Here is a 21,911-nt window from a genome sequence, read left to right on the forward strand (position 1 = left end):
GTGCGTTTAGCCGCCGGATGCACCAATCTGAAACCTGCTTCACCTAAAGTAACAGCAGATTCAAGATCAGCGCAGCGCCCTTAGCAGGGTAGTAATTTTCTCCACTGGCTTCGACGTTTTTCTGTTAGATCGTTTTAGTCGAACCGTCAGGCTGCTTGCAGCCGATATTGCACACAAAGACGCCGTGAATACATCCCTGTAGGCTCCTGTCCGGCATCCATGCCGTACACGCTTTGTTTAGCAATATCGGCTCGCTGCCTGACTGCAAAGGTTAATTCGAAGCGCTCGTGAAAGATCAGTAAATTTCAAACGAGGTGGTAAACGCCTAGTACACTTTGCTCGGGGAGGTGTTTTTCAAAACACCCCATTTCCTACCGCATATTGGGTCAGCAGCCGCTTCGCCACGCCGGCATTGGCCGCTAACCGCAGCCCCTGCTGCCGGATAAAACTCAGCGCATCTGAATCACGGCTAAAGGTTTGGTAAATGACATCCATCGCGCTCATCATTAAGCTATTTTGCAGCTTACGCTGCCGCTGATACTGCAGCAAGCTAGCGCTATCGGCCAGATCACGCCCGGCTTGCAGATTAGCGCTAATAAGTTCAACCAATAGCATGGCATCGGCAAAGCCCAAATTAACGCCCTGCCCGGCTAACGGATTAATGGTATGGGCAGCATCGCCTGCTAATAGCACCCGCCCTTTTACGTACTGCTGTGCCTGCATCCGCGCCAAGGGAAACCAAGCTGAACTTTTTAATTTCACCGCGCCTAATTCGTCAGGAAAAGCCTCAATAAAGGCCCGTTCTAACGCAGCAGGCGAAAGCTGAGCCAGTTGCTTAACTTTAGCCGCTTCGTCGTACCATACCAATGACGCCTGCGCGCCAGGTAAAGGTAAAAAGGCGCGAGGACCGCTTGGGTAAAACTGCTGCCAGGTAATATCTTGTTGCGGATACGGCGTATCAACATAGGCCACTAAACAGGCCTGCCGATATTGCCAGCCTTGGGTGCCAATACCGGCTAATTGCCTAACGGCAGAGTGTGCGCCATCAGCGCCAATCAGCAATTTTGCAGTTACTACCCTATCATCACTGAGTGTCACACTTACCGAGCTATCGCTTTGTTGTAATGCCACGATCTGGGTATCGGTAACCACCTGTACCTGTTCGTTAAACTGTTGCCAAAGCGCCAGCTGCACCAAATTATTTTCAACAATATGCCCCAGGTGCGGCTCAGCAATCTCGCTGGCGGCAAAACGTACCGCCGCTTTGCCTTCACCCGCTTGCAAAAACTGATAAGGACAAAGCCGCTTCTGTTGTAAATCTTGCCAGGCGCCTAAGGTCGCTAACCAACGCTCGGAGCGCAAATTTAGGGAAGACACCCGCAAATCGATCGCGCTATCGGCAGCAAATGGTGTGGGTTGCTGTTTCTCTAACACTGTCACCGCTAGCCCAGCTTGAGACAAAGCGACAGCCAATGCCGCCCCTACCATACCACCACCACTGATGATCACATCTGTGTCATACATTTATGTTTTCCTCTATAACCTGCAAGTAGCAGGGTAACCACCCTAGGGGTACAAAATTGGCAGGTAATTTCTGGTAAATTTTGCTAAGGTTAACAACAATTTCGCAGCGCGCAAAACAGCCAGATCAAATAACCGTAAAAAATATTGACGACCGGCGGAAAATACGGCATTTTGCGCGCCCTGTTATACTTTACAAATACGGTGCTAAGCCAGATACAGCTTAATTTTCACTGCTGAATTTGCCTATCACTGACCCTTATTGAAAAACTGAATTGGAGATGGCTGATGCGTAATGTAACCGTTGCTGCTACCCAGATGATTGGTGGCTGGAATGTTGAAGAAAATATTGCCCGGGCAGATAAGCTGGTGCGTGCAGCCGCAGCACAAGGTGCGCAGATTATCCTGATCCAAGAGCTGTTTGAACGTAACTACTTTTGCCAAAAGCAAAAGCCTGACTATCTAGCATTTGCCGTACCCGTAGCTGAAAATGCTGCTGTTAAACACTTTGCTAAGGTTGCCAAAGAGCTGGCCGTGGTATTACCGATCAGCATTTATGAACGCGCCGGTAACTGCCTGTATAACACTGTGGTGATGCTGGATGCGGACGGCAGCAATATGGGCATCTACCGCAAGAGCCATATTCCTGATGGCCCGGGCTATAGCGAAAAATACTATTTCACCCCAGGTGATACTGGTTTTAAAGTTTGGGATACCCGTTACGCTAAAGTAGGCGTAGGTATTTGCTGGGATCAGTGGTTCCCTGAGTGCGCGCGCAGTATGGCCTTAATGGGCGCTGAGCTGATTTTCTATCCAACGGCTATTGGCAGTGAGCCACATGATCCGACCATTAGCTCACGTGATCACTGGCAGCGCACCCAGCAGGGCCACGCCGCCGCTAACTTAACACCGGTTATCGTGTCTAACCGCATTGGTACTGAAACCGAAGGTGACTTCTCTATTACCTTCTATGGCAGCTCTTTTATTGCTGACCATACTGGCGCCAAAGTGCAAGAAGCTAACGAAACTGACGAAGCCGTGTTAGTACACACCTTTGACTTAGACGAAGTGGCCGCAACCCGTCGCGCCTGGGGCGTTTTCCGCGATCGCCGTATCGATATCTACGATACTTTGCTGACCAAAGATGGCAAAGTTAACCCGGAGAACAGCAAGTGAGCCAAACACTGACGTCAACGCCCAAGCAAGATGGCTTTAGCATGCCGCCCGAGTGGGCACCGCATAAGCAGACCTGGATGATTTGGCCCGAGCGCACCGACAGCTGGCGCTTAGGCGCTAAGCCAGCACAAGCCGCCTTTGTAACAGTGATTAAAGCCATTGCTGGCTTTGAACCGGTTTCTGTTGGCGTCTCTGCCGCGCAGTATGCCAATGCCTATGCACAGCTAAGTACAGCAGAAACCAAGTTTCCTATTCGGGTAGTCGAGATCTCCAATAACGACGCCTGGTGTCGTGATACCGGCCCAACCTTTGTTACCAATGGCAAAGGCGAAGTGCGGGGTGTCGATTGGACCTTTAACGCCTGGGGCGGCTTAAATGGTGGTTTATATTTCCCCTGGGATCGTGATGATCAAGTCGCCAGCAAGATTTTAGGTATAGAGCAACTGCCACGCTATCGCACTGAAGGCTTTGTGCTGGAAGGCGGCGCTATTCATGTCGATGGTGAAGGCACCCTCTTGACTACGGCCGAATGCTTGCTCAATACCAACCGTAACCCGCATTTAAGCCGGGAAGAGATTGAAGCCATGCTACGTGAGCATTTGGCCATTGAAAAAGTGCTGTGGTTAGAAGACGGCATCTTTAACGATGAAACCGATGGGCATGTTGATAATATGGCCTGCTTTGTGAAACCCGGGGAAGTGCTGTTAGCCTGGACTGACGATGAAAGCGATCCGCAGTATGCCCGTAGCAAAGCGGCATTGGATTATTTAGAAGCCAGTACCGATGCTAAAGGCCGTAAAATCAAGGTGCATAAGCTACCGGTGCCGGCACCTATTATCGCCAAAGCCGAAGAATATGCGTCGGTTGATCAGTCGATGGCGGCGATTCCACGCGAAGCCAATGCCCGCTTGGCCGGCTCTTACATTAATTTTTATTTATGTAATGGCGGCTTAATTCTGCCAACCTTTGATGATCCGAACGATAAGGTCGCAGCAGAAGTGCTGCAGCAACTGTTCCCTGAGCATCAAGTGGTGACAGTGCCAGGGCGGGAAATTCTGCTTGGCGGCGGGAATATTCACTGTATTACCCAACAGCAACCTTTAGCTTAAGCGAGTAATAACATGGCCAAAGCCTGCGCCTTACATATTTTGGTAAAGACCAAAGAACAAGCAGATAAGCTTAAACTGCAACTGCAAAAAGGCGCCGACTTTGGCAAGTTGGCCAAGCAACATTCGCTGTGCCCGTCTGGGAAAAAAGGCGGTGATTTAGGGGAGTTTCGTAAAGGGCAGATGGTAAAGCCTTTTGACGATGCGGTATTTAAAGGCCCGGTATTGGAAATACTCGGGCCAGTAAAAACTCAGTTTGGTTTTCACCTGATTAAAACCCTTTATCGAAACTAATAACATAGCCGCAGCAATAAGTGCGGCCATACCTTCCGGGTAGGCTAGGCTTTACCCAGCGCTTTGGCACGTAACTTCGCTTTTAACTTCCCTGCCGATTGCCGCTTTGCCGCAGCATCCTGCCTGCCTGCCGGCCGCTGTCCAGGCTTACGCTCTGTCGGCTCATTCGGTGCTTTGAAATGCGGATCATGCTCATAACCCGGTAAAATTTGCGTTGGTAATACTTGCTGTGTCAGCTTTTCAATATCTTGTAGCGCGCCCAACTCATCCGGCCCTACTAGCGTTACTGCTTCGCCACTTAACCCAGCGCGGCCAGTGCGGCCAATCCGGTGTACATAGTCTTCCGCCACTTGCGGCAAGTCGTAGTTCACTACATAAGGCAGCTCGGTAATATCTAAGCCACGGGCAGCGATATCGGTAGCCACCAGCACCCGTACCTTGCCTTGTTTAAACTCATCTAAGGCGCGCTGCCGAGCGCCCTGGGCTTTATCGCCATGGATAGCAGCGGTAGTTAAGCCATCTTTTTGTAACTGCTTGGCTAAGCGATCGGCGCCGTGTTTGGTACGCACAAAAATAAGCACCTGTTGCCAATTGCGGGCACCAATTACGTGTGAGATAAGCTCGCGCTTACGATGGCGATCGACCAGATACACCTGCTGGGTAACCCTGTCTGCCGTGGCATTGGCTGCCGCCACTTCAATTAATACGGGTTGATTTAACAGCGCATCGGCCAGCTGTTTAATGTCTTTTGAGTAGGTGGCGGAGAATAATAAAGTCTGCCGCTTTACGGGCAGCTTGGCCATAATACGTTTTATATCAACAATAAAGCCCATATCCAGCATGCGATCGGCTTCATCCAGCACCAATACTTCAAGTTGGCTTAAATCCACTGTTTCCTGATGTAGATGATCAATTAAGCGCCCTGGTGTGGCGACCAGTATATCCAACCCTTGCTCGGCAGCATCATACTGCGGGCGTATTGATACCCCACCATAGAATACGGCGCTAGTTACCGGCAGATGGCGGCTATAGGTTTGTACGCTTTCAAAAACCTGCTGAGCCAGTTCACGGGTAGGGGTTAGCACTAGAACCCGCACCTGTGCCTTGTTTAAGACTTTCGGCGCATTGAGCAGCTGTTGCAGCAATGGTAAGGTAAAAGCAGCGGTTTTACCGGTACCGGTTTGCGCGCCAGCCAACACATCTTTACCGCTTAAAATCTGCGGAATACTTTGTTGTTGTACCGGTGTCGGGCTAACATAGCCCTGCTCTGCCAAAACGCGTAAAATAGGCTCAGAAAGGGCCAAAGATTGAAACGACATGCTTAATTCCAAAAGGTCTTTATCGCTAACTTAGATTAATGCAGGATTATAGCAGATGCACCTGTGACAAGATATTCTGGGTATTTTTCCACGCTTATGAACGAACAACAGTGGTTTCTCTATATGGTACGCACAGCCAGCGGCCAACTCTATACCGGTATTAGTGTGGATCCGCCAAGGCGTATACGCCAGCATAGCGGTGAGCTAAAAGGCGGCGCGAAAGCCTTACGTGGTAAAGGGCCACTGCAGTTGGTCTATCAACAAGCCTATGCGGATCGAGCCAGTGCCAGTAAAGCCGAATACCAATTAAAACAACAAAGCAAAGCAGCAAAAGAGCTGCTTATTAGCGAGCAATAATGGAAAATTTTTATCTGGTTTTAGCCTATCTGCTAATTGGTATGTTGCTAAGACGTCTGCCTGCCATGCCCGAAAATAGCGGTTTGGTGCTGAATATCTACGTACTCTACGTGGCACTACCTGCGCTTATTTTAAAAAATATTACGCTGCTGGAGTTCTCCTTGGCGCTGCTGATCCCGGCCGTCACCCCCTGGCTTTTGCTATTAATTGTTGTTGCAGTGGTGCTTATCCTAAGCCGGTTATTGGGTTGGTCACGTGAAGTCACTGGGGCATTATTAGTAGTGCTGCCACTCGGGAATACATCGTTTCTGGGCTTTCCGATGACAGAAGCGTTATTCGGTCAAACCGCGATGCCCTATGCGGTGGTGTACGATCAAGTCGGCTCTTTTATTGCTTTGGCCACCTACGTGACTATCGTGGCCGCTATTTATAGCCCCACCATGGCTAAGCCGACACCCAAAGCGATTCTACTGAAAATTATCGCCTTCCCTTCTTTTATTGCCTTGGTTGTTGGCTTACTGATCAGAGATATCAGTATGCCGCCACTAGCTAACGCGCTAATAAATAATTTAGCCGCTACCTTGGTGCCGGTAGTGATGATAGCAGTAGGTTTTCAGCTCAGTTTCCGCTTTAGTAAAAGTGAGGTATCGCCCCTGATTAGCGCACTGAGTATTAAACTGCTGCTAATGCCGTTTGCTGCTTGGCTTATCTGGACTACACTGGGGCAAGAAGGTTTGGCCGTACAAATTAGTATTTTCCAGGCAGCCATGCCACCCATGATCTCAGCCGGTGCTATTGCGATTATGGCTGGCCTAGCACCACGACTGGTCAGCGGCATCATTGGTTTTGGTATTTTAGCCGGCCTGGTTAGCTTACCCATAGTATTTTGGCTGCTGCAACACGCTCAATAAGGATAAGATGGAAAAGTTTAATCTCTGGTTCGAAAGTATTATCAATGCCTTGCAGCAACCTATTTATTGGTGGCAACTGCTGGCACTCAGTGTCGCAGCCTTATTAGCTTCCATGGCAAATAAAAAGCTGCAACTGTTACTTGAAGCACAAAATCAGCAATCTGTGGGATTTAGGCACATAGCCGTTAGGAGCCTGCAACGCCTGCTATGGCCACTTAGTGCTATGCTACTGTTACTGCCAATTAAAGCGATATTTGAATGGTATAACTTACCAATGCAGCTGCTGCAGATAGCGGTGCCCATCTTACTTGCCTTGGCGCTCATCCGACTGTCGATTTATATTTTACGAAAAGCCTTTACCGTAAGCCCGCTGCTTAAATCGTCTGAAAATTTCCTGGCGGGTTTAATTTGGTTTGCGGTGTTACTGCATTTAGCCGGATGGCTACCTTTAGTTTTAGAAATGCTTGATAGTCTGGCGATGACTATCGGCGAAACACGGATCACCGTGTTATCGATATTAAAACTGGTGTTTATGATTGCACTCGCCTTTACTATCGCGATTTGGCTGGCCGAGCTGATTAGTAAACGCCTACTTCAATCTTCCCATATTAGCCCTAGCATGCGCGTAGGCTTTGCTAAATTTAGCAAGTTTTTACTGATTACCTTAGCTTTCCTACTGGCTTTAAACGCAGTAGGCATTAACTTAAGTTCATTAGCGGTTTTTGGCGGTGCGCTTGGCGTTGGTTTAGGTTTTGGTTTACAACGAATCGCCTCTAACTTTATTAGCGGCTTTATTCTGGTATTAGACCGTTCAATCAAACCTGGGGACATAATTACAGTAGGCGATAAATTTGGCTGGGTAGAACAACTGAATGCCCGTTATGTGGTAGTGCGCAATCGCGAAGGCGTTGATACCCTGATCCCCAATGAAAACCTGATCACCTCAGAAGTAATTAACTGGAGCTATGCCGATCCTAACGTACGAGTGATTATTAAAGTGCAAATTAGCTACGATGACGATCCAGAACAAGCTATGGCACTGATGCTGGAATGCGCCTTTGCATCACCGCGAGTGCTGCGGGATCCTATTCCAACGGTACGATTAATGGAATTTGCCGACAGTGGTATTGAACTGCAATTAAGGGTGTGGATTGCCGATTTAGAAAAAGGTACCGGGGCGGTAAAATCAGATATTAACCTGGCTATTTGGCGTGCCTTTAAACAACACCATATTACTATCCCTTACCCACAGCGGGATTTACACATTAAATCAGGCTGGCCGCCTTTAGACAAGCCTGAACAAGATTAACAGCTGACATTAGATTGCGGCGCAAAATGCGCTAATAGCCGCTATCTGGCGCCGCTGGTTAGCGCTGCACTGCTTCATAAATTAAGGTGAGAATAGAACCATAACGCCCGGTTTCAAAGCTATCACCCATGAAACGATAGCTGTCGCCATCAGCTACAATAGGGCTATGCTTTTTATTGGTTAATAACACTACCATTAATTGCTGTGCTGGATCGATAACAGTAGCGGTGCCCGTCCAACCAGTATGGCCATATGCTGTATCGCTTGCATAGGCGCCAAAATGCCAGGCCAAATCGCCCTGCACTGCCGTACGCCAGCCTAAACCAAATTTATGATCATAAGGTGAAGGGCTAATAAACTGCTGCAAGGTGGCTTGATCAAAAAACTGCTGCCAGCCATAGCCGCCACCTTGCATAGCAACGGCCATCAATACCGCTAAATCATGGGCAGTACTAAATAAACCCGCATGCCCTGCTATCCCTTGAAAGGAATAGTAAGCTTTTTCATCATGTACCTCGCCAAGTATCACCCCCTGACGATTAGCCGGAAAATCGACCCTGCCGCCACGGCTATTCCCATTTAACTCGGTGGCCGCGAGTCGGCTTTTATCGATACCCTTTAGTAACGGATTAAACACGGTATTACTTAACCCCAAAGCTTGATAAAAGTGCTGCTCCAGATACTGGTCTAATGGCTGCTCCGTAATGCGCTCTATCAGCATCCCCAACAGCATGTAATCGACATCGCTATAGACTGCTTGCTGCCCCCGTGCAGTGGCAAAGGGTACCTGAGTTAAAATAAGGTGTTCGGTATGGGCTTTATTTAACGAGTAAAACGCTGGACCATGCCGGTTATCTGGCCGGAAAAAATGCACTTCAGGCGGATAACCAGCCGTGTGATAGAGTAAATCTTTCACTGTGCGCTGCTCTCTGCCATCGCCCTGATACTCGGGAAAATAATGCTGAATGGGTAAATTGACATTAAGTTTGCCTTCGCTAACCAAACGCATCAACGCATAGTTAGTGGCATACATCTTGGTATTAGAGGCGATATCAAACAACGTATCAGGTTGCATTGTTACAGGTTCTGCCAGTGGTTGTGCATCACTGTTGTAACGCTGCGCATAACCATATGCCGTATGCTTAATAACCACACCGTCTTTTACCACTAACAGCACGGCACCAGGAAAGCCATCGGCCACTTCTGCGTTAATTAATTGATCAACCTCGCGAAAAGCCGCACTGTCGCGTTCTAAATCGCTTCTTAAGGTAGGATAAGGCAGACTAAGCTGCACAGTTGCATCCGTAGGTGTCACCGCCACTAACTGCAGGCGATTTTCACCATTACGGGTATAGTCCGCTAACTCCACTTTAAAAGGACTGCCATCGCTCGGGCGCTGTAAATGCAGCACTTGCTGATTCACTTCTAGCAGCAGTTCCGTTGCCTGCTGCATATTTACCAGCAACTCGCCCTGGCCAGCATAGGCTAAAAAGCGGCGGCGGTTATTTAACGCCACGCGTTCACTGCGTTGTTCTGGCCAGCTTAACTGCAACTGTCCTGTACCGCTCGCCAGCGCTAGCTGCTCTGCCGCAGTCAGGGGCTGAACTGCGGGTTTGCTAACAACAGTGCTTGTCTGTTCGGTGCTTGAACACGCAACTAACAGGCTCAGCAAGCCAGCCAGTATCAAAAAAAATTTTCGTTGCATACTGCCTGCCTCGCTATTGTGTTCTCTGAGTTAGTTAAGGGTGACCTTAGCAAACTTGCGTTTACCTACCTGATAAATTTGGCACGTACCTTTGGCAATCTCTAGTTTGGCATCTTCGACTTTTTCGTCGCCATTTAGCTTCACCGCCCCTTGCTTAATCATGCGGATCGCCTCAGAAGTACTATCCACCAGCGCCGCCTCTTTTAACAAATTGGCAATTGGCATACTATCGGCGGTACAAGTAACCGTTAGCTCTGGCATCTCATCCGGCAAGGCATTTTTACTAAAACGCTGGGTAAAATCCTGATGCGCCGCTTCTGCCGCTGCCTCATCATGGAAACGCGCAATAATTTCTTTCGCTAAAGCAATTTTTACATCGCGCGGGTTAGTGCCATTTTGCACGTCTTGCTTGAGTTGCTGGATCTCAGTTACCGGGCGGAAGCTGAGTAAGTCATAGTAGCGCCACATCAACTCATCGGAGATGGACATAATTTTACCAAACATGTCGTTCGGTGCATCGGTAATGCCAACATAGTTGCCTAAAGACTTTGACATCTTTTGCACACCGTCTAACCCTTCCAACAGCGGCACCATCATCACGGTTTGCGGGCGCATGCCCTCTTCTTTTTGTAACTCGCGGCCCATTAACAGGTTAAAACGCTGATCGGTACCGCCCATTTCTACATCGGCTTCCAGAGCAACAGAATCCCAGCCCTGGACCAGCGGATATAAAAACTCATGAATGGAGATCGACTGATTGTTGGCAAAACGCTTTTTAAAATCATCGCGCTCTAACATCCGCGCCACCGTTTGCCGCGAGGCCAGTTTAATCATGCCCGCTGCGCCGAGCTCACCCATCCACTGCGAGTTAAAGGCTACCCGGGTTTTCGCCGGATCGAGAATTTTAAAAACCTGTTCTTTATAGGTTTCAGCATTCGCCAGCACATCTTCCCGGCTTAATGGCTTACGGGTGACATTTTTACCGCTTGGATCGCCAATCATGCCGGTAAAGTCACCAATCAGAAAAATAACCTCATGACCCAGTTGTTGGAAGGCACGCAGCTTGTTGATCAGAACCGTATGGCCTAAATGTAGATCAGGTGCCGTAGGATCAAAGCCCGCCTTGATTTTTAAAGGCTTGCCTTCTTTTAACTTGGCAATAAGCTCTTCTTCGAGCAGAATTTCCTCGCAACCGCGTTTTAATTCCGCTAATGCCTGCGCCCAATCGGCCATTTTCAACTCCTGACAATAGATAGTTTTTGCTTACAGAACAGCCATTCTATAGCATGTTCCGGCAGGGGGAAACGCACAAAAGTCTGGTATCTTCGAAAAAAACGGTATATGCTCGCTTTTTGTGCACTTTCAGATAGCCTTCTTATTATGCAGCAACTCGTCGCTCAAATTCCTTCTCGCCACCGCCTGCTTATCGTGTTGGTTTCTGTTTTTATCGCGATTTTATTGTTATTACCATCAGAACGCGCTGCGGCGTCCAGAGGCGCCGAGCAAAGTGCCCTAGAAGTGGGCAAACGTTATAGCGTGCAGTTAGATCTACCAGAAGAAACCTCACTGACGGCACTGCCCGAACTGGACGATAGCTTAACAGACTTACCGCCGGAGGCACTTGGCCTAAACTGGACTACGCTTGAGGTCCAACCGGGTGATATTTTGTCGACCTTATTTCGCAAAGCCAATGTGAATCAACAAACCATGCTACAAATACTCGACTTAGGTAAAACAACCCGCACCCTAACCCGGTTGTTTCCTGGCGAAAAGTTAGAATTTGGCTTGGATGAGCAAGGTGAATTACAACAACTGCGCTATGCCATGGATCGCTTAACCACACTGCAGGTTAGCCGGCAAGACAATGGCCGTTTTAAGGTTGCTGAAGTTAAAAAAGCCATTGAACAGCGCCAGCAATTTGCTACTGCCGAAATACGCAGCAGCTTTTGGAATGCAGGGTTAAATGCGGGCTTAAGCGAAGCACAAATTATGTTATTGGCCGGCATCTTTGGCTGGGATATCGACTTTGCGCTGGACCTTCGTGCCGGTGATAGCTTTAGCGTTATTTTTAATGCGGAATATGTCGAAGGCGAATATCTTGGTCGCGGCCAAATTATTGCAGCGCAATTTAGTAATCAAGGTCAGGTTTATCAGGCTATTCGCCATACCGATGGTAACTTTTATAAACCGGATGGCAACAGCATGCGTCAGGCTTTTTTACGGGCCCCGGTTAGTTTTCAGTATGTCAGCTCTAATTTTAATCCGCGTCGTTTACACCCAGTGTTAGGCACGGTACGCGCCCACAATGGTACTGACTATGTGGCGCCTGTTGGTACACCTATTATGGCCGCGGGTGATGGCCGGGTAACCCATTCAGCCTATAATGGGGTAAATGGTCATTATGTATTTATTCAACATGCCAATAATATCGTCACCAAATATCTGCACTTATCAAAACGCGACGTAAAAAGCGGTGACAGGGTACGCCAAGGGCAAACTATTGGCCGCTTAGGGGCTACAGGCAGGGTTACTGGCGCACATTTACACTATGAGTTCTTACAAGACGGCGTGCATCGTAATCCCCGCACCGTAAAACTGCCGCAAGCCACACCGTTAAGTGGTGCTGAGCGCCAAGCCTTTCAGCAACAGGTTAACCTGATTTTGGGTGAGTTACAAAGCCAACAACAAGCGTATCTTGCTAAGCAGAATAGTAACAATACGGCGCAAAGCGCCAGCAACTAATACATAGTAATGGTGTTGAAACAACGAAGCTTAAGGTGTAGATAACTTGCCAGCAAAGTAATAAAAAAGGTGCCGTAGCACCTTTTTTATTACCTGCTATTAGTTAACCTACCAAGGCTAACAGAATACCTGCAGCCACTGCCGACCCGATAACACCCGCGACATTCGGCCCCATGGCATGCATTAATAAGAAGTTATGTGGATCAGCTTCTAAGCCAAGCTTATTTGATACCCTGGCGGCCATAGGCACAGCTGATACACCTGCCGAACCAATTAACGGATTAATCGGCTGGGTAGAGAACTTACTCATTAATTTCGCCATTAAAATGCCCGCTGCAGTACCGATGGCAAACGCTACCATGCCAAGCACCAGAATGCCGAGCGTTTGCGTGGTTAAAAACAAGTCAGCACTTAACCGCGAGCCCACAGCCAAGCCTAAGAAAATAGTGACTATATTGATTAGCTCGTTTTGCACGGTTTTACTGAGCCGGTCAACCACACCACACTCTTTCATCAGATTGCCTAAGCAAAACATACCAATTAAGGGTGCAGCTGTAGGTAATAACAAGATGGTTAGTAACAATAAAAGGAGCGGAAAAATAATTTTCTCACGCTTGCTGACCACCCGTAATTGCGTCATCTGAATTTTACGCTCTTTCTCAGTGGTTAACGCACGCATTATCGGCGGTTGAATCAGCGGTACTAACGCCATATAGGAGTATGCCGCCACAGCAATAGCACCCAGTAAATCGGGCGCTAAACGCGATGCGAGGAAGATAGCAGTAGGACCATCAGCACCACCGATAATGGCAATAGCCGAGGCTTCTTTTAAGGTAAAACTTAAACCCGGCACCCAGTTCAGGGCAATAGCACCAAACAGGGTGGCAAAGATGCCAAACTGTGCCGCTGCACCGAGAAACAGCATGCGCGGATTGGCGATCAGAGCGCCAAAATCGGTCATCGCCCCCACACCAAGAAAAATCAGCAACGGAAATAAGCCAGAGGCGATACCCATATCGTAAAACAGATAGAGAATACCGCCAGGCTCACCCATACCCGCCAACGGAATATTGGTCAGGATAGCGCCAAAACCTATGGGTAGCAGCAATAAAGGCTCAAAACCGCGGGCAATGGCTAAATACAGTAAGCCCACCCCAACCAGCATCATAACCACCTGGCCTGGTGTAAAGTGCACCAGACCGGTTGAAGCAATCAGTGTCTGAATAGCGTCCATCAGTAATCCTTGTTATCGCAAGTTCAGGTTAATCAAAACTGATTAACACATCACCGGTCGATACGGCATCACCCGCTGCGACATGAATTTTCGCCACAGTGCCATCCGATACGGCCCGCACCTCTGTTTCCATTTTCATTGCTTCCATAATAATCACCACATCGCCGCGTTTTACGCTGGCGCCTGGCTTAGTAACAATTTTCCAGATATTACCGGCCAAAGGTGCGTTTAAGGTAGCGCTGCCGGTTACCGATGCACTGCCTGGGATATTCTCGGACACCACCGGTTTTACGCTGCTAAGCTCGCCAGTGGGTGCAACTTCTACTTCATATACCTTGCCATCAACCCGCACGCTATAAGCGGCAGGACCGCTTTGGCTTACAGCCGTCTTCACCGCAGGTTTGCTGGCTTGCTCAGCAACGGCGCCTGGCGCCGGTTCAAAGGCCGCTGGATTATTACGGTTTTTCAAAAATTTTAAGCCCACTTGCGGAAATAAAGCATAGGTGAGCACGTCATCGACGATATCCGCGGCCAGATCGATATTTTCGGTTTTAGCCAGCTCATTGAGCTCTGCCGTTAGTTTATCCATCTCGGGGGTTAATACATCAGCTGGACGACAGGTAATGGCTTTACCACCTGCCAATACTTTTTGCTGTAATTCAGCATTTACCGGCGCTGGTGTGGCACCGTACTCACCTTTTAATACGCCCGCTGTTTCTTTAGTAATACTCTTATAACGCTCGCCGGTTAAGATATTTAATACCGCCTGGGTACCTACAATCTGCGAGGTAGGTGTCACCAAAGGTAAGTAACCCAGATCTTCCCGCACCCGCGGGATTTCTTTGAGTACCGCATCCAATTTTTCCAGCGCACCTTGCTCTTTTAATTGGCTTTCCATATTGGTTAACATGCCACCTGGTACCTGTGCCAGTAAAATACGGGCATCAACGCCTTTTAGTGAGCCTTCAAACTGCGCATATTTTTTCCGCACATCACGAAAATAAGCGGCAATATCGGCTAATAATTCCAGATTAAGACCAGTATCCCGCTCAGTGCCTTCGGTTATCGCCACTAAAGTTTCAGTGGCGCTATGACCATAGGTCATACTCATCGAGGAAATAGCGGTATCTAACATATCAATACCGGAGTCAATGGCCTTCTGATAGGTCGCGGTGCTTAAGCCAGTGGTCGCATGGCATTGCATCGCCAGTGGAATTTTCACTTCCTCTTTAATGCGGGTCACCAGCTCTTCACAATCATACGGCTTTAATAAACCGGCCATATCCTTAATACAGATAGAATCACAGCCCATATCTTCCAATTGCCGGGCCATATTGACCCACATATCTACGGTATGCACCGGGCTAACGGTATAAGAAATGGTACCCTGGGCATGGGCGCCGACTTTAATGGCAGCTTGCACCGCAGTTTGTAAATTGCGGATATCATTCATCGCATCAAAGATACGGAATACGTCGACACCGTTATCATGCGCCCGCTCGACAAAGCGCGTAACCACGTCATCCGCATAGTGCCGATAACCTAGTAAATTTTGGCCACGTAACAACATTTGTTGTTTGGTGTTCGGCATAGCTTTTTTTAGTTCACGAATACGATGCCAGGGATCCTCTCCCAGATAACGAATACAGGCATCAAAGGTCGCGCCGCCCCAGGATTCAACCGACCAATAGCCTACTTTGTCCAATTTACTGGCAATGGGCAGCATATCTTCCAAGCGAACCCGCGTGGCCAGCAAAGATTGATGTGCATCACGCAACACCAGTTCAGTTAATAGCAAAGGCTTCGTCATGCCAGTATCCTCTTGGTCTGTTTATTGTTTTTGACGGTATTGATGCACTGCAGCACTAATTGCAGCGATGATGGCCGGGGATACCCCGTTGTTGGAATCTTCAATCTTGTGCGATTTTTCCACTACCTTTACTGGAAAATAACGCTGTATTACTTTGCTCATTAATTGCAGTAGCAAAACTAACACAAATAGAAAGGTAAAAACGGTCACCATGCCGATCAGCATTAAGCCAGCCGCTTCTAACAGTAAATCTGCAACCATCAATATCTCTCCAGTATAAATGCCGGGCACAACAGTAGCTGTGCGATGGGCAGCCGCCAAGCTGCGCCCAAAAGCGTATTGATACAGTATGGCCTAAAGCCCCGGCACACGAAAATAAATTACAGTGATACTTGGTATTGTTATTTTTATACGATTTACCGCGGACAATCAACCATCAAGACATATATATTTCTAGCCGTCTAAATAGCATTGAACATCAAGAGGTCAACCAGAGGCAAAAACTTTCTTTACCTCTGGCGATATATTAGGGTGTAAGGTAACGCCTAACAGCTTTACCTCATTCAACCGAGGAATGAGTGACGGCTAGCGCAGCAACAAGCTCCTGCAATAACTGCTGCCAGCCCAAGCTTAAGGCTTGGACCATAGCAGGATAGCCATCATTGGCCAAAGCGACCTGATAGGAAAACGGTACAGTGCTATCCAGCACTGCCCCACTGATATTGTAACGGCCACTGACTATCGCCTGCCCGCTCTCGCTGGCATAAAAGCGATCAATTTCCAGCTGCAGGGTTCTGGCGCCAATGGCATTAAAAGCTGCAAGTGGTTGTTTTGGTAGCGCTAATAACAGATATTCTGTAAGTTGTCGTTGTAACTGTTGCTCCAGCGCATCAGCCCAGAGGTGCTGGCGGGCAATACTAAACTCAACTGCAGATTGTTGCAGTACTAAACCGCTACCATTTAAGTAACTTGCAACCTTTATCGGTGCCAGCACAAGCGGTTGCTGAACTCGGGTATCAATAGCAGGCGGTGTCTGTGCCACCAGTTGATAATAACGAACCTCACTGGCTGGGCTACTACAGCCAACCAGCAGCAGTAAGGTCGAAGATAAGATAGCAGGTATGAGCTTCATTCTTTGGCTTTCCTCGGCTGTGGATCAGCATTATCACTGGCATTGATTAATAGCGCATTGCTTTGCTGATTGAGTAACCTTAAAACAGGCTGTAACTCGCGTAACACCTGATCCAACATCTGCAGATTATTGCCAGCTCGCTCATAAGCAACAGAACCTGGACTTATACCGGCCAACGCCCGGCGTATTTCGGCTAAACTTTGCTGTAAATCGGCTGGAAGCTGCTGTAATTCTGGTTTTTCAACAAGCTGCTGTAAATTACTAATAAGGTCTTCACTTCTAGCCAATAATTGCTCGGTCGCGGCCAGAGTTTGTTGCCCTTGCGCCAGAAACGGTTCTAGCTGCAAATTATTAATTTTATCCAAAGCGGTGAGTACTTTTTGCTCGATATTACTTAAGCCACTGCGTGCCGAGGGTAAGTTTGGATAACCGGCCTGCTGGCTTAAAGCAATTTGCTCAGCGTAAAGTTGCTGCAGCCTAGTATCAGCCAGGCGTTCGTTATTAATATCTAAATCGACATAGAGCGCTCCGGTGAGTAAATTACCGGTTTTTAATACCGCATGTAAACCGCGGCTTATCGCCAAATCTAACTCTTGTCCTAGCTGCTGTAAGGTGAGGTTTTCATATAAACGACCGGCTTCAATGCGGATTAATACTGGTATGCCCTGATTAAGCGAAACTTCAAATGGCTTCTCCATGGCAAAAAAGAACGGCACACTGGTAACGGTACCCACTCTAACACCCCGATATTCCACGGGCGCACCAGATTTTAAACCGCGTACTGACTCATCAAAAAATACCAAATACTCCACAAACTGATGGTACATACCATCCTGGATACTTTGACGGTCTGGAAATAGCTGAAACTCAGCACCGTTTTTCACATTGCTGCCAACCGGCCAGCCATCCATCACATCAAAACTTACACCGCCACTTAACAGTGTTGCCGCAGAGCCTATATCAACCGATAACCCTTCAGCCGATAAATCGAAAGATAAACCGCTACTTAGCCAAAACCTGACATTCTCAGTCACCAGCGCATCATAAGGCTGACGAATGTAGAGCTGATAGCGGGTGCGTCGCTCCATCAAATCAAACTCACTGCTTTCTACCGTGCCTACCTCATAGCCACGATATAACACCGGATCACCAACGGCCAGCCCGCTAGTATTAACCGTTTGCAAGAGTACTCGAACTCCTGGCGCATCTGGTGGCGCCACCGGTGGAGTATTGAGCAGCGGATGGGTCAATCTAACGTGCGGTGAGTCGCCCGGTTGTAACTCAATATAAGCCCCTGAGAGCAATGTGTTTAAGCCGGTAACACCGCCACGACCTATTTGCGGTTTGACCACCCAAAACTGCGAGCCTTCATTTAGCAGTGGGGTCACATTGGGCTTCATCCTTACCTTAATCATTACTTGGTTCAGATCTGAGCTGAGTTCAACCGATACCACCTGACCAACATCAACACTGCGGTTTTTTATCTGTGTTTTCCCCGCGACAATGCCTTCCGCATCTTCCGCGATTAATAGCAACATAGCACCTTGTTGCTGAAAATGATTAAATAGCATCCAGATACCAATTAGCATCGCAGCTAAAGGTACAACCCAGATGGGTGACCATTGCCGGATCCCTTTTACCTTTGCTTGTGGTAACTGCGTATCTGTCACACTCGATCTCCTTTAACCGCATGCTGATCCCACAGCAAACGCGGATCAAAACATATGGCTGCTAACATAGTTATCACTACCACCGCGGCAAATACCAGCGCCCCTACCCCAGGGTAAACACTCATCAGTAAATCAAAGCGTACCAAGGTAGCCAGAATAGCCACTACTAAGACATCGACCATTGACCAACGCCCAACCCAGTCTACTAACAAATAGACCTGTGTAGTAAATTTACCTTTGGCTGCTGCCGGTTGCCGCGCTTTGTAACACAGCCAAAACATGATTAAAATTTTCGCTATGGGTATTATGACGCTAGCCAATAAGATAACCAGTGCAACTGGGTATTCTCCATCCTGCCACATTAATAGAAAGCCACTAATAATGGTAGAGTCTGTAATACTACCAAAAGAGACAGTACGCATAATAGGTAATAAATTGGCAGGGATGTATAACACACAAGCAGCAAATAATAATGCTAGCGTTTTCTGCAGGCTGCTGGGGATGCGGGGATAAACGCGGCTATCACAACGCGGGCAGTGGCTTTGTGTCATCGCCACCACAGCAGTACAGCATTGACAAAGTTTTAATTGCTGCTCCAAACCACTTAAACCGGCAATGGCATTGACTGCAGGCTTAGGTGCTGGGGCCAGCTTAGACCACATTTCGTGCCGATCAATTACCTGAAATGTACGTAGATGCAATAAACAAAACAAACAAAACGCCCAAAAACTTAAACCCAGTGAGATATCAGTATTAGCGACCAGCTTCACAAAGCTGATCAGCAGCCCCATCAGGAATATATCTACCATACTCCAGGGTTTTAACATAAACAGTACCCTGGCAACCCAAATACGGGCGGGTAATTTATAAATCATCCCCAACTTCAGATAAATTACCGCCGCCATACAAAAAGCTGGGACGGCTTGAATAAACAGCCAAACCAAAATGGCCAACGCCTGATGATATTCAGTAAACAATACCGTGGCGGTATCAAAAAAATGCATTTCACTGCGATTACCCGCTACACCTAAACTGACAAAAGGAAATAAGTTGGTTAACAGCATCATAAAGAGAGCTGACGCTGCATAAAGTACCGGCCTTAAAATTGGCTGCGGTTGGCGCACGTCCAGTTGATGATCACAACGGATACAATGTGCTTGCTCACCCTCTTGCAGTTGCGGCAGATGCTGCAAAAGATCGCAATGTCGGCAAAGCACCAATTCAACACCGGGCATGGGTGCTGTTGTTTCAAAGCAGGCAGTGATCGCAGGACTATTACTGACAGACACAAGGTTTCCGGGAGAATAAGATCGCGGTAAGTAGTGCTGTTATAGCATATTTCGAGCAATCTGTGGATAGGCTAATAGAACTTGCTAGCTAACTGTTGCCATATAGGGAGCAAAGTGAGTACATGCCGTGATTACACCTCCATATCCTGCTCAAACAGGCTCCTTACCGCCCACTAGTCTGGTTGTTGCTGGTCAAATATCCAACAGCTCTTTAAGTTTCTCATCAACGCATTTACTAGCCGCAAATGGCTTATCTGTTTTAGCATCAATCAGAAAACGAAGGGCAATACCCTCGATAAAGGTTAAGTTAGGATCGACAGAAGTCACCGGAGTACCACTAGCATAATTCATTCGATCGACCACTTTTGAAAAAGAGGCTGATGTTGGTGTCAAGCCGACATTAACTGCGTCATGTTCTGCACTGGGATAGTAAGTACGAGTAATAAATTGTGTACCGGACTCTGCGTTCACTTTGAAAGTACCACTCACTGCAACACTGCCAAATTTACTGGAAGAGGAGCTCACACCGAACGAGAGCGTATCGAGGCTAAACAGCGTTAAGCCCTCTTTATTTTTAAACCAGTTTACCGTTTCAGCCTTTTTACTTACTAAGCTATTACTTGAGGTAAGCTGCAGTGTGTTGAGCCGACGATTGCTACTTAAGGCATCCTGTAAAGCTCTGGCATGCGGCTCCTGATTACATGCATTGCTGTTGGTGTATGTGCTAAATTCAGCTGGTTCTGAGCTTTGTCTGCTTAATAATTTCCGCTGGGATTTGTGCTATACCTTGCTATAAATGGTCTCTTGCGTCTGCCGCTAGCCGCAACAATCGACTCACTTCAGCCGCTACCGGTTCATCCCTTACTGCAGTGTTAGAGCATCAGACGACCCGCCTTGATTACTGTGATACAAACGAAAGCCATAACTTTGCTGACTTGCTGCACTATAAACAATATGCCGGGATTCAGCACTATGGCATTTTTCAGATGTCAGATCGCAGATCTTCGGTCGCGTAACTGCATTCTATTCTGGGCGCCGCATGCGCTTTAGTATAGCTAACAGCTTGTTGACATGAGCAATCCTCACATACTGTGGCTAGCGTATTGATAGACTTTTGTGCTGCATCTACAACAGTGCTGGTCAGCAATAGGCATAAGCCGGCAGCAGTAAGTCGTAACACATCCATATAAAACTTCCTTAATTTAAACAAACAAAAGGCTAGTTGCCACATTGCATGTAGCAACTACCGGTACGCTGACACATAGAAACCACACTTTCAACATAAAAAAACAAAAAATAAATAATTATTACTTTTTGTTTTTAGAACTGGGAAAAGCACTAACTCTTCGTTCTATTGCTGCTTTTCGTGATGGCTCACCGTTTTCTTTAAGTCCTTGGCTGCGGTAAAATTTTGTAACAGCAGCAGGGATGCTGCGTAGGCTGAGTGGGCACAAGGACGTGATCCTCGAAGCCGGTGGAGAAAATGACTACCCTGCTAAGGGCGTTGCACCACACTAAAATCTGCGGTTACTTTAGGTTAAGTCAATTCAAGATTTGTGCATCCGTTGGCTAAACGCGCCGTACAACTTTGTCGGGGCACGCTGTGGATACCTCCCTGTACGCTGCTGTTTTTCATCCGTGAAAACACCTCCCCGAGCAAAGTGTACTATGCGTTTACCACCTCGTTTGCACCTTACTGATCTTTCACGATCGCTTCGAATCAACCTATGCAGTCAGGCAGCGAGCCGATATTGCTAAACAAAGCGTGTACGGCATGGATGCCGGACAGACAAATCTGCCAGGAGCAAATTGGTCGAACCTAACGGAGGTTCTCACCTCCTGCGTCAGTAGCATCAGGCTCAAAAGCAAAAAACCCGCTAAGATGTTAATCTAAGCGGGTTTCTTCGAATATGGCGGACGCAGGGATGGCTGGCGGCTATCCTGCCGCCTGCCCCTCGGGCCAGCTGAAGCTGTCCCAATTTGCTCCCGGCAAATTGGTCGAACCTAACGGAGGTTCTCACCTCCTGCGTCAGTAGCATCAGGCTCAAAAGCAAAAAACCCGCTAAGATGTTAATCTAAGCGGGTTTCTTCGAATATGGCGGACGCAGGAGGATTCGAACCTCCGACCGCTCGGTTCGTAGCCGAGTACTCTATCCAGCTGAGCTATGCGTCCGGGGTGTTGCTATTTATAATTTTTACACTATTTATGGAGCACCGTGTTTGGCATTATTGCCGAGTGCTTGTAACATCCCATTTCAGATGGCGGACGCAGGAGGATTCGAACCTCCGACCGCTCGGTTCGTAGCCGAGTACTCTATCCAGCTGAGCTATGCGTC

General features: G+C 47.9%; 18 protein-coding genes and 1 tRNA gene. 7 read left to right on the forward strand and 12 right to left on the reverse strand.

The features are described from left to right. Nucleotides 1-354: 354 nt before the first annotated feature. Complete coding sequence (locus IE163_RS05980; protein ID WP_189431242.1) at nucleotides 355-1,524, reverse strand: FAD-dependent monooxygenase; 1,170 nt, start codon at nucleotides 1,522-1,524, stop codon at nucleotides 355-357. Nucleotides 1,525-1,809: 285 nt separating this feature from the next. Between IE163_RS05980 and aguB the strand changes: the two genes are divergently transcribed. Genes aguB through ppiC form a run of 3 tightly spaced genes read left to right on the forward strand, consistent with a single transcriptional unit; the run spans nucleotide 1,810 to nucleotide 4,097 of the window. Then, a complete protein-coding gene (gene aguB / locus IE163_RS05985; protein WP_229833448.1) occupies nucleotides 1,810-2,697 on the forward strand; it encodes an N-carbamoylputrescine amidase in 888 nt (295 codons plus the stop codon). Next, a complete protein-coding gene (gene aguA, locus IE163_RS05990; RefSeq protein WP_189431244.1) occupies nucleotides 2,694-3,806 on the forward strand; it encodes an agmatine deiminase in 1,113 nt (370 codons plus the stop codon). Before aguB ends, aguA begins: the two co-directional genes overlap by 4 nt. 12 nt (nucleotides 3,807-3,818) lie before the next feature. Next, the gene (gene ppiC / locus IE163_RS05995; protein ID WP_189431246.1) at nucleotides 3,819-4,097 is read left to right on the forward strand and encodes a peptidylprolyl isomerase PpiC; all 279 of its coding nucleotides are present in this window, start codon (nucleotides 3,819-3,821) and stop codon (nucleotides 4,095-4,097) included. Between the two features lie 44 nt (nucleotides 4,098-4,141). Here the strand turns inward: ppiC and IE163_RS06000 are convergent, their stop codons facing one another. Continuing rightward, on the reverse strand, nucleotides 4,142-5,416 hold the full coding sequence (locus tag IE163_RS06000; protein WP_189431248.1) for a DEAD/DEAH box helicase: 1,275 nt from the start codon (nucleotides 5,414-5,416) through the stop codon (nucleotides 4,142-4,144). Nucleotides 5,417-5,479: 63 nt separating this feature from the next. Here IE163_RS06000 and IE163_RS06005 point away from each other — a divergent pair, with 63 nt between their 5' ends. The 3 genes from IE163_RS06005 to IE163_RS06015 are packed head-to-tail and all read left to right on the forward strand — an operon-like array spanning nucleotide 5,480 to nucleotide 7,993. Continuing rightward, nucleotides 5,480-5,773 (forward strand): GIY-YIG nuclease family protein, encoded by a 294-nt coding sequence (locus tag IE163_RS06005; protein WP_308430897.1) that lies wholly within the window; start codon nucleotides 5,480-5,482, stop codon nucleotides 5,771-5,773. Further along, nucleotides 5,773-6,684, forward strand: coding sequence for an AEC family transporter (locus tag IE163_RS06010; protein ID WP_189431251.1), 912 nt, complete (start codon nucleotides 5,773-5,775; stop codon nucleotides 6,682-6,684). Before IE163_RS06005 ends, IE163_RS06010 begins: the two co-directional genes overlap by 1 nt. A gap of 7 nt (nucleotides 6,685-6,691) precedes the next feature. Continuing rightward, nucleotides 6,692-7,993, forward strand: a complete 1,302-nt coding sequence (locus IE163_RS06015) for a mechanosensitive ion channel family protein (RefSeq protein WP_189431252.1) — start codon at nucleotides 6,692-6,694, stop codon at nucleotides 7,991-7,993. Nucleotides 7,994-8,051: 58 nt separating this feature from the next. Here the strand turns inward: IE163_RS06015 and pbp4b are convergent, their stop codons facing one another. Then, nucleotides 8,052-9,698: a penicillin binding protein PBP4B gene (gene pbp4b / locus IE163_RS06020; RefSeq protein WP_189431254.1), complete on the reverse strand. Its 1,647-nt coding sequence runs from the start codon at nucleotides 9,696-9,698 to the stop codon at nucleotides 8,052-8,054. 30 nt (nucleotides 9,699-9,728) lie between these two features. Further along, entirely contained in the window at nucleotides 9,729-10,931 is a 1,203-nt protein-coding gene (gene tyrS, locus IE163_RS06025) for a tyrosine--tRNA ligase (RefSeq protein WP_189431256.1), read from the reverse strand. 147 nt (nucleotides 10,932-11,078) lie between these two features. Here tyrS and IE163_RS06030 point away from each other — a divergent pair, with 147 nt between their 5' ends. Continuing rightward, a complete protein-coding gene (locus tag IE163_RS06030; RefSeq protein WP_189431258.1) occupies nucleotides 11,079-12,440 on the forward strand; it encodes a peptidoglycan DD-metalloendopeptidase family protein in 1,362 nt (453 codons plus the stop codon). Nucleotides 12,441-12,543: 103 nt separating this feature from the next. Here IE163_RS06030 and IE163_RS06035 read toward each other — a convergent pair whose 3' ends face one another. The 8 genes from IE163_RS06035 to IE163_RS06070 all read right to left on the reverse strand — a co-directional run bounded on the left by IE163_RS06035 (nucleotide 12,544) and on the right by IE163_RS06070 (nucleotide 21,748). Next, the gene (locus IE163_RS06035) at nucleotides 12,544-13,674 is read right to left on the reverse strand and encodes a sodium ion-translocating decarboxylase subunit beta (protein WP_189431260.1); all 1,131 of its coding nucleotides are present in this window, start codon (nucleotides 13,672-13,674) and stop codon (nucleotides 12,544-12,546) included. Between the two features lie 28 nt (nucleotides 13,675-13,702). Beyond that, a complete protein-coding gene (gene oadA / locus IE163_RS06040) occupies nucleotides 13,703-15,484 on the reverse strand; it encodes a sodium-extruding oxaloacetate decarboxylase subunit alpha (protein ID WP_189431262.1) in 1,782 nt (593 codons plus the stop codon). 21 nt (nucleotides 15,485-15,505) lie between these two features. Continuing rightward, nucleotides 15,506-15,745, reverse strand: a complete 240-nt coding sequence (locus tag IE163_RS06045; RefSeq protein ID WP_189431264.1) for an oxaloacetate decarboxylase subunit gamma — start codon at nucleotides 15,743-15,745, stop codon at nucleotides 15,506-15,508. 298 nt (nucleotides 15,746-16,043) lie between these two features. Further along, nucleotides 16,044-16,616 carry a PqiC family protein gene (locus IE163_RS06050; RefSeq protein WP_229833449.1) on the reverse strand — a complete coding sequence of 191 codons (573 nt, stop codon included), beginning with the start codon at nucleotides 16,614-16,616 and terminating at the stop codon, nucleotides 16,044-16,046. Continuing rightward, entirely contained in the window at nucleotides 16,613-18,286 is a 1,674-nt protein-coding gene (gene pqiB / locus IE163_RS06055; protein WP_189431266.1) for an intermembrane transport protein PqiB, read from the reverse strand. Before pqiB ends, IE163_RS06050 begins: the two co-directional genes overlap by 4 nt. Further along, nucleotides 18,283-19,575, reverse strand: a complete 1,293-nt coding sequence (locus IE163_RS06060; protein ID WP_229833450.1) for a PqiA/YebS family transporter subunit — start codon at nucleotides 19,573-19,575, stop codon at nucleotides 18,283-18,285. The genes pqiB and IE163_RS06060 overlap by 4 nt, the downstream gene beginning before the upstream one ends. 192 nt (nucleotides 19,576-19,767) lie before the next feature. Then, nucleotides 19,768-20,046, reverse strand: coding sequence for a hypothetical protein (locus IE163_RS06065; protein WP_189431268.1), 279 nt, complete (start codon nucleotides 20,044-20,046; stop codon nucleotides 19,768-19,770). Nucleotides 20,047-21,671: 1,625 nt separating this feature from the next. Next, nucleotides 21,672-21,748: transfer RNA gene (locus IE163_RS06070), tRNA-Arg, on the reverse strand. Nucleotides 21,749-21,911 lie beyond the last annotated feature (163 nt).

This window comes from Alishewanella longhuensis, assembly GCF_014653435.1.
Classification (GTDB): Bacteria; Pseudomonadota; Gammaproteobacteria; order Enterobacterales; family Alteromonadaceae; genus Alishewanella; species Alishewanella longhuensis.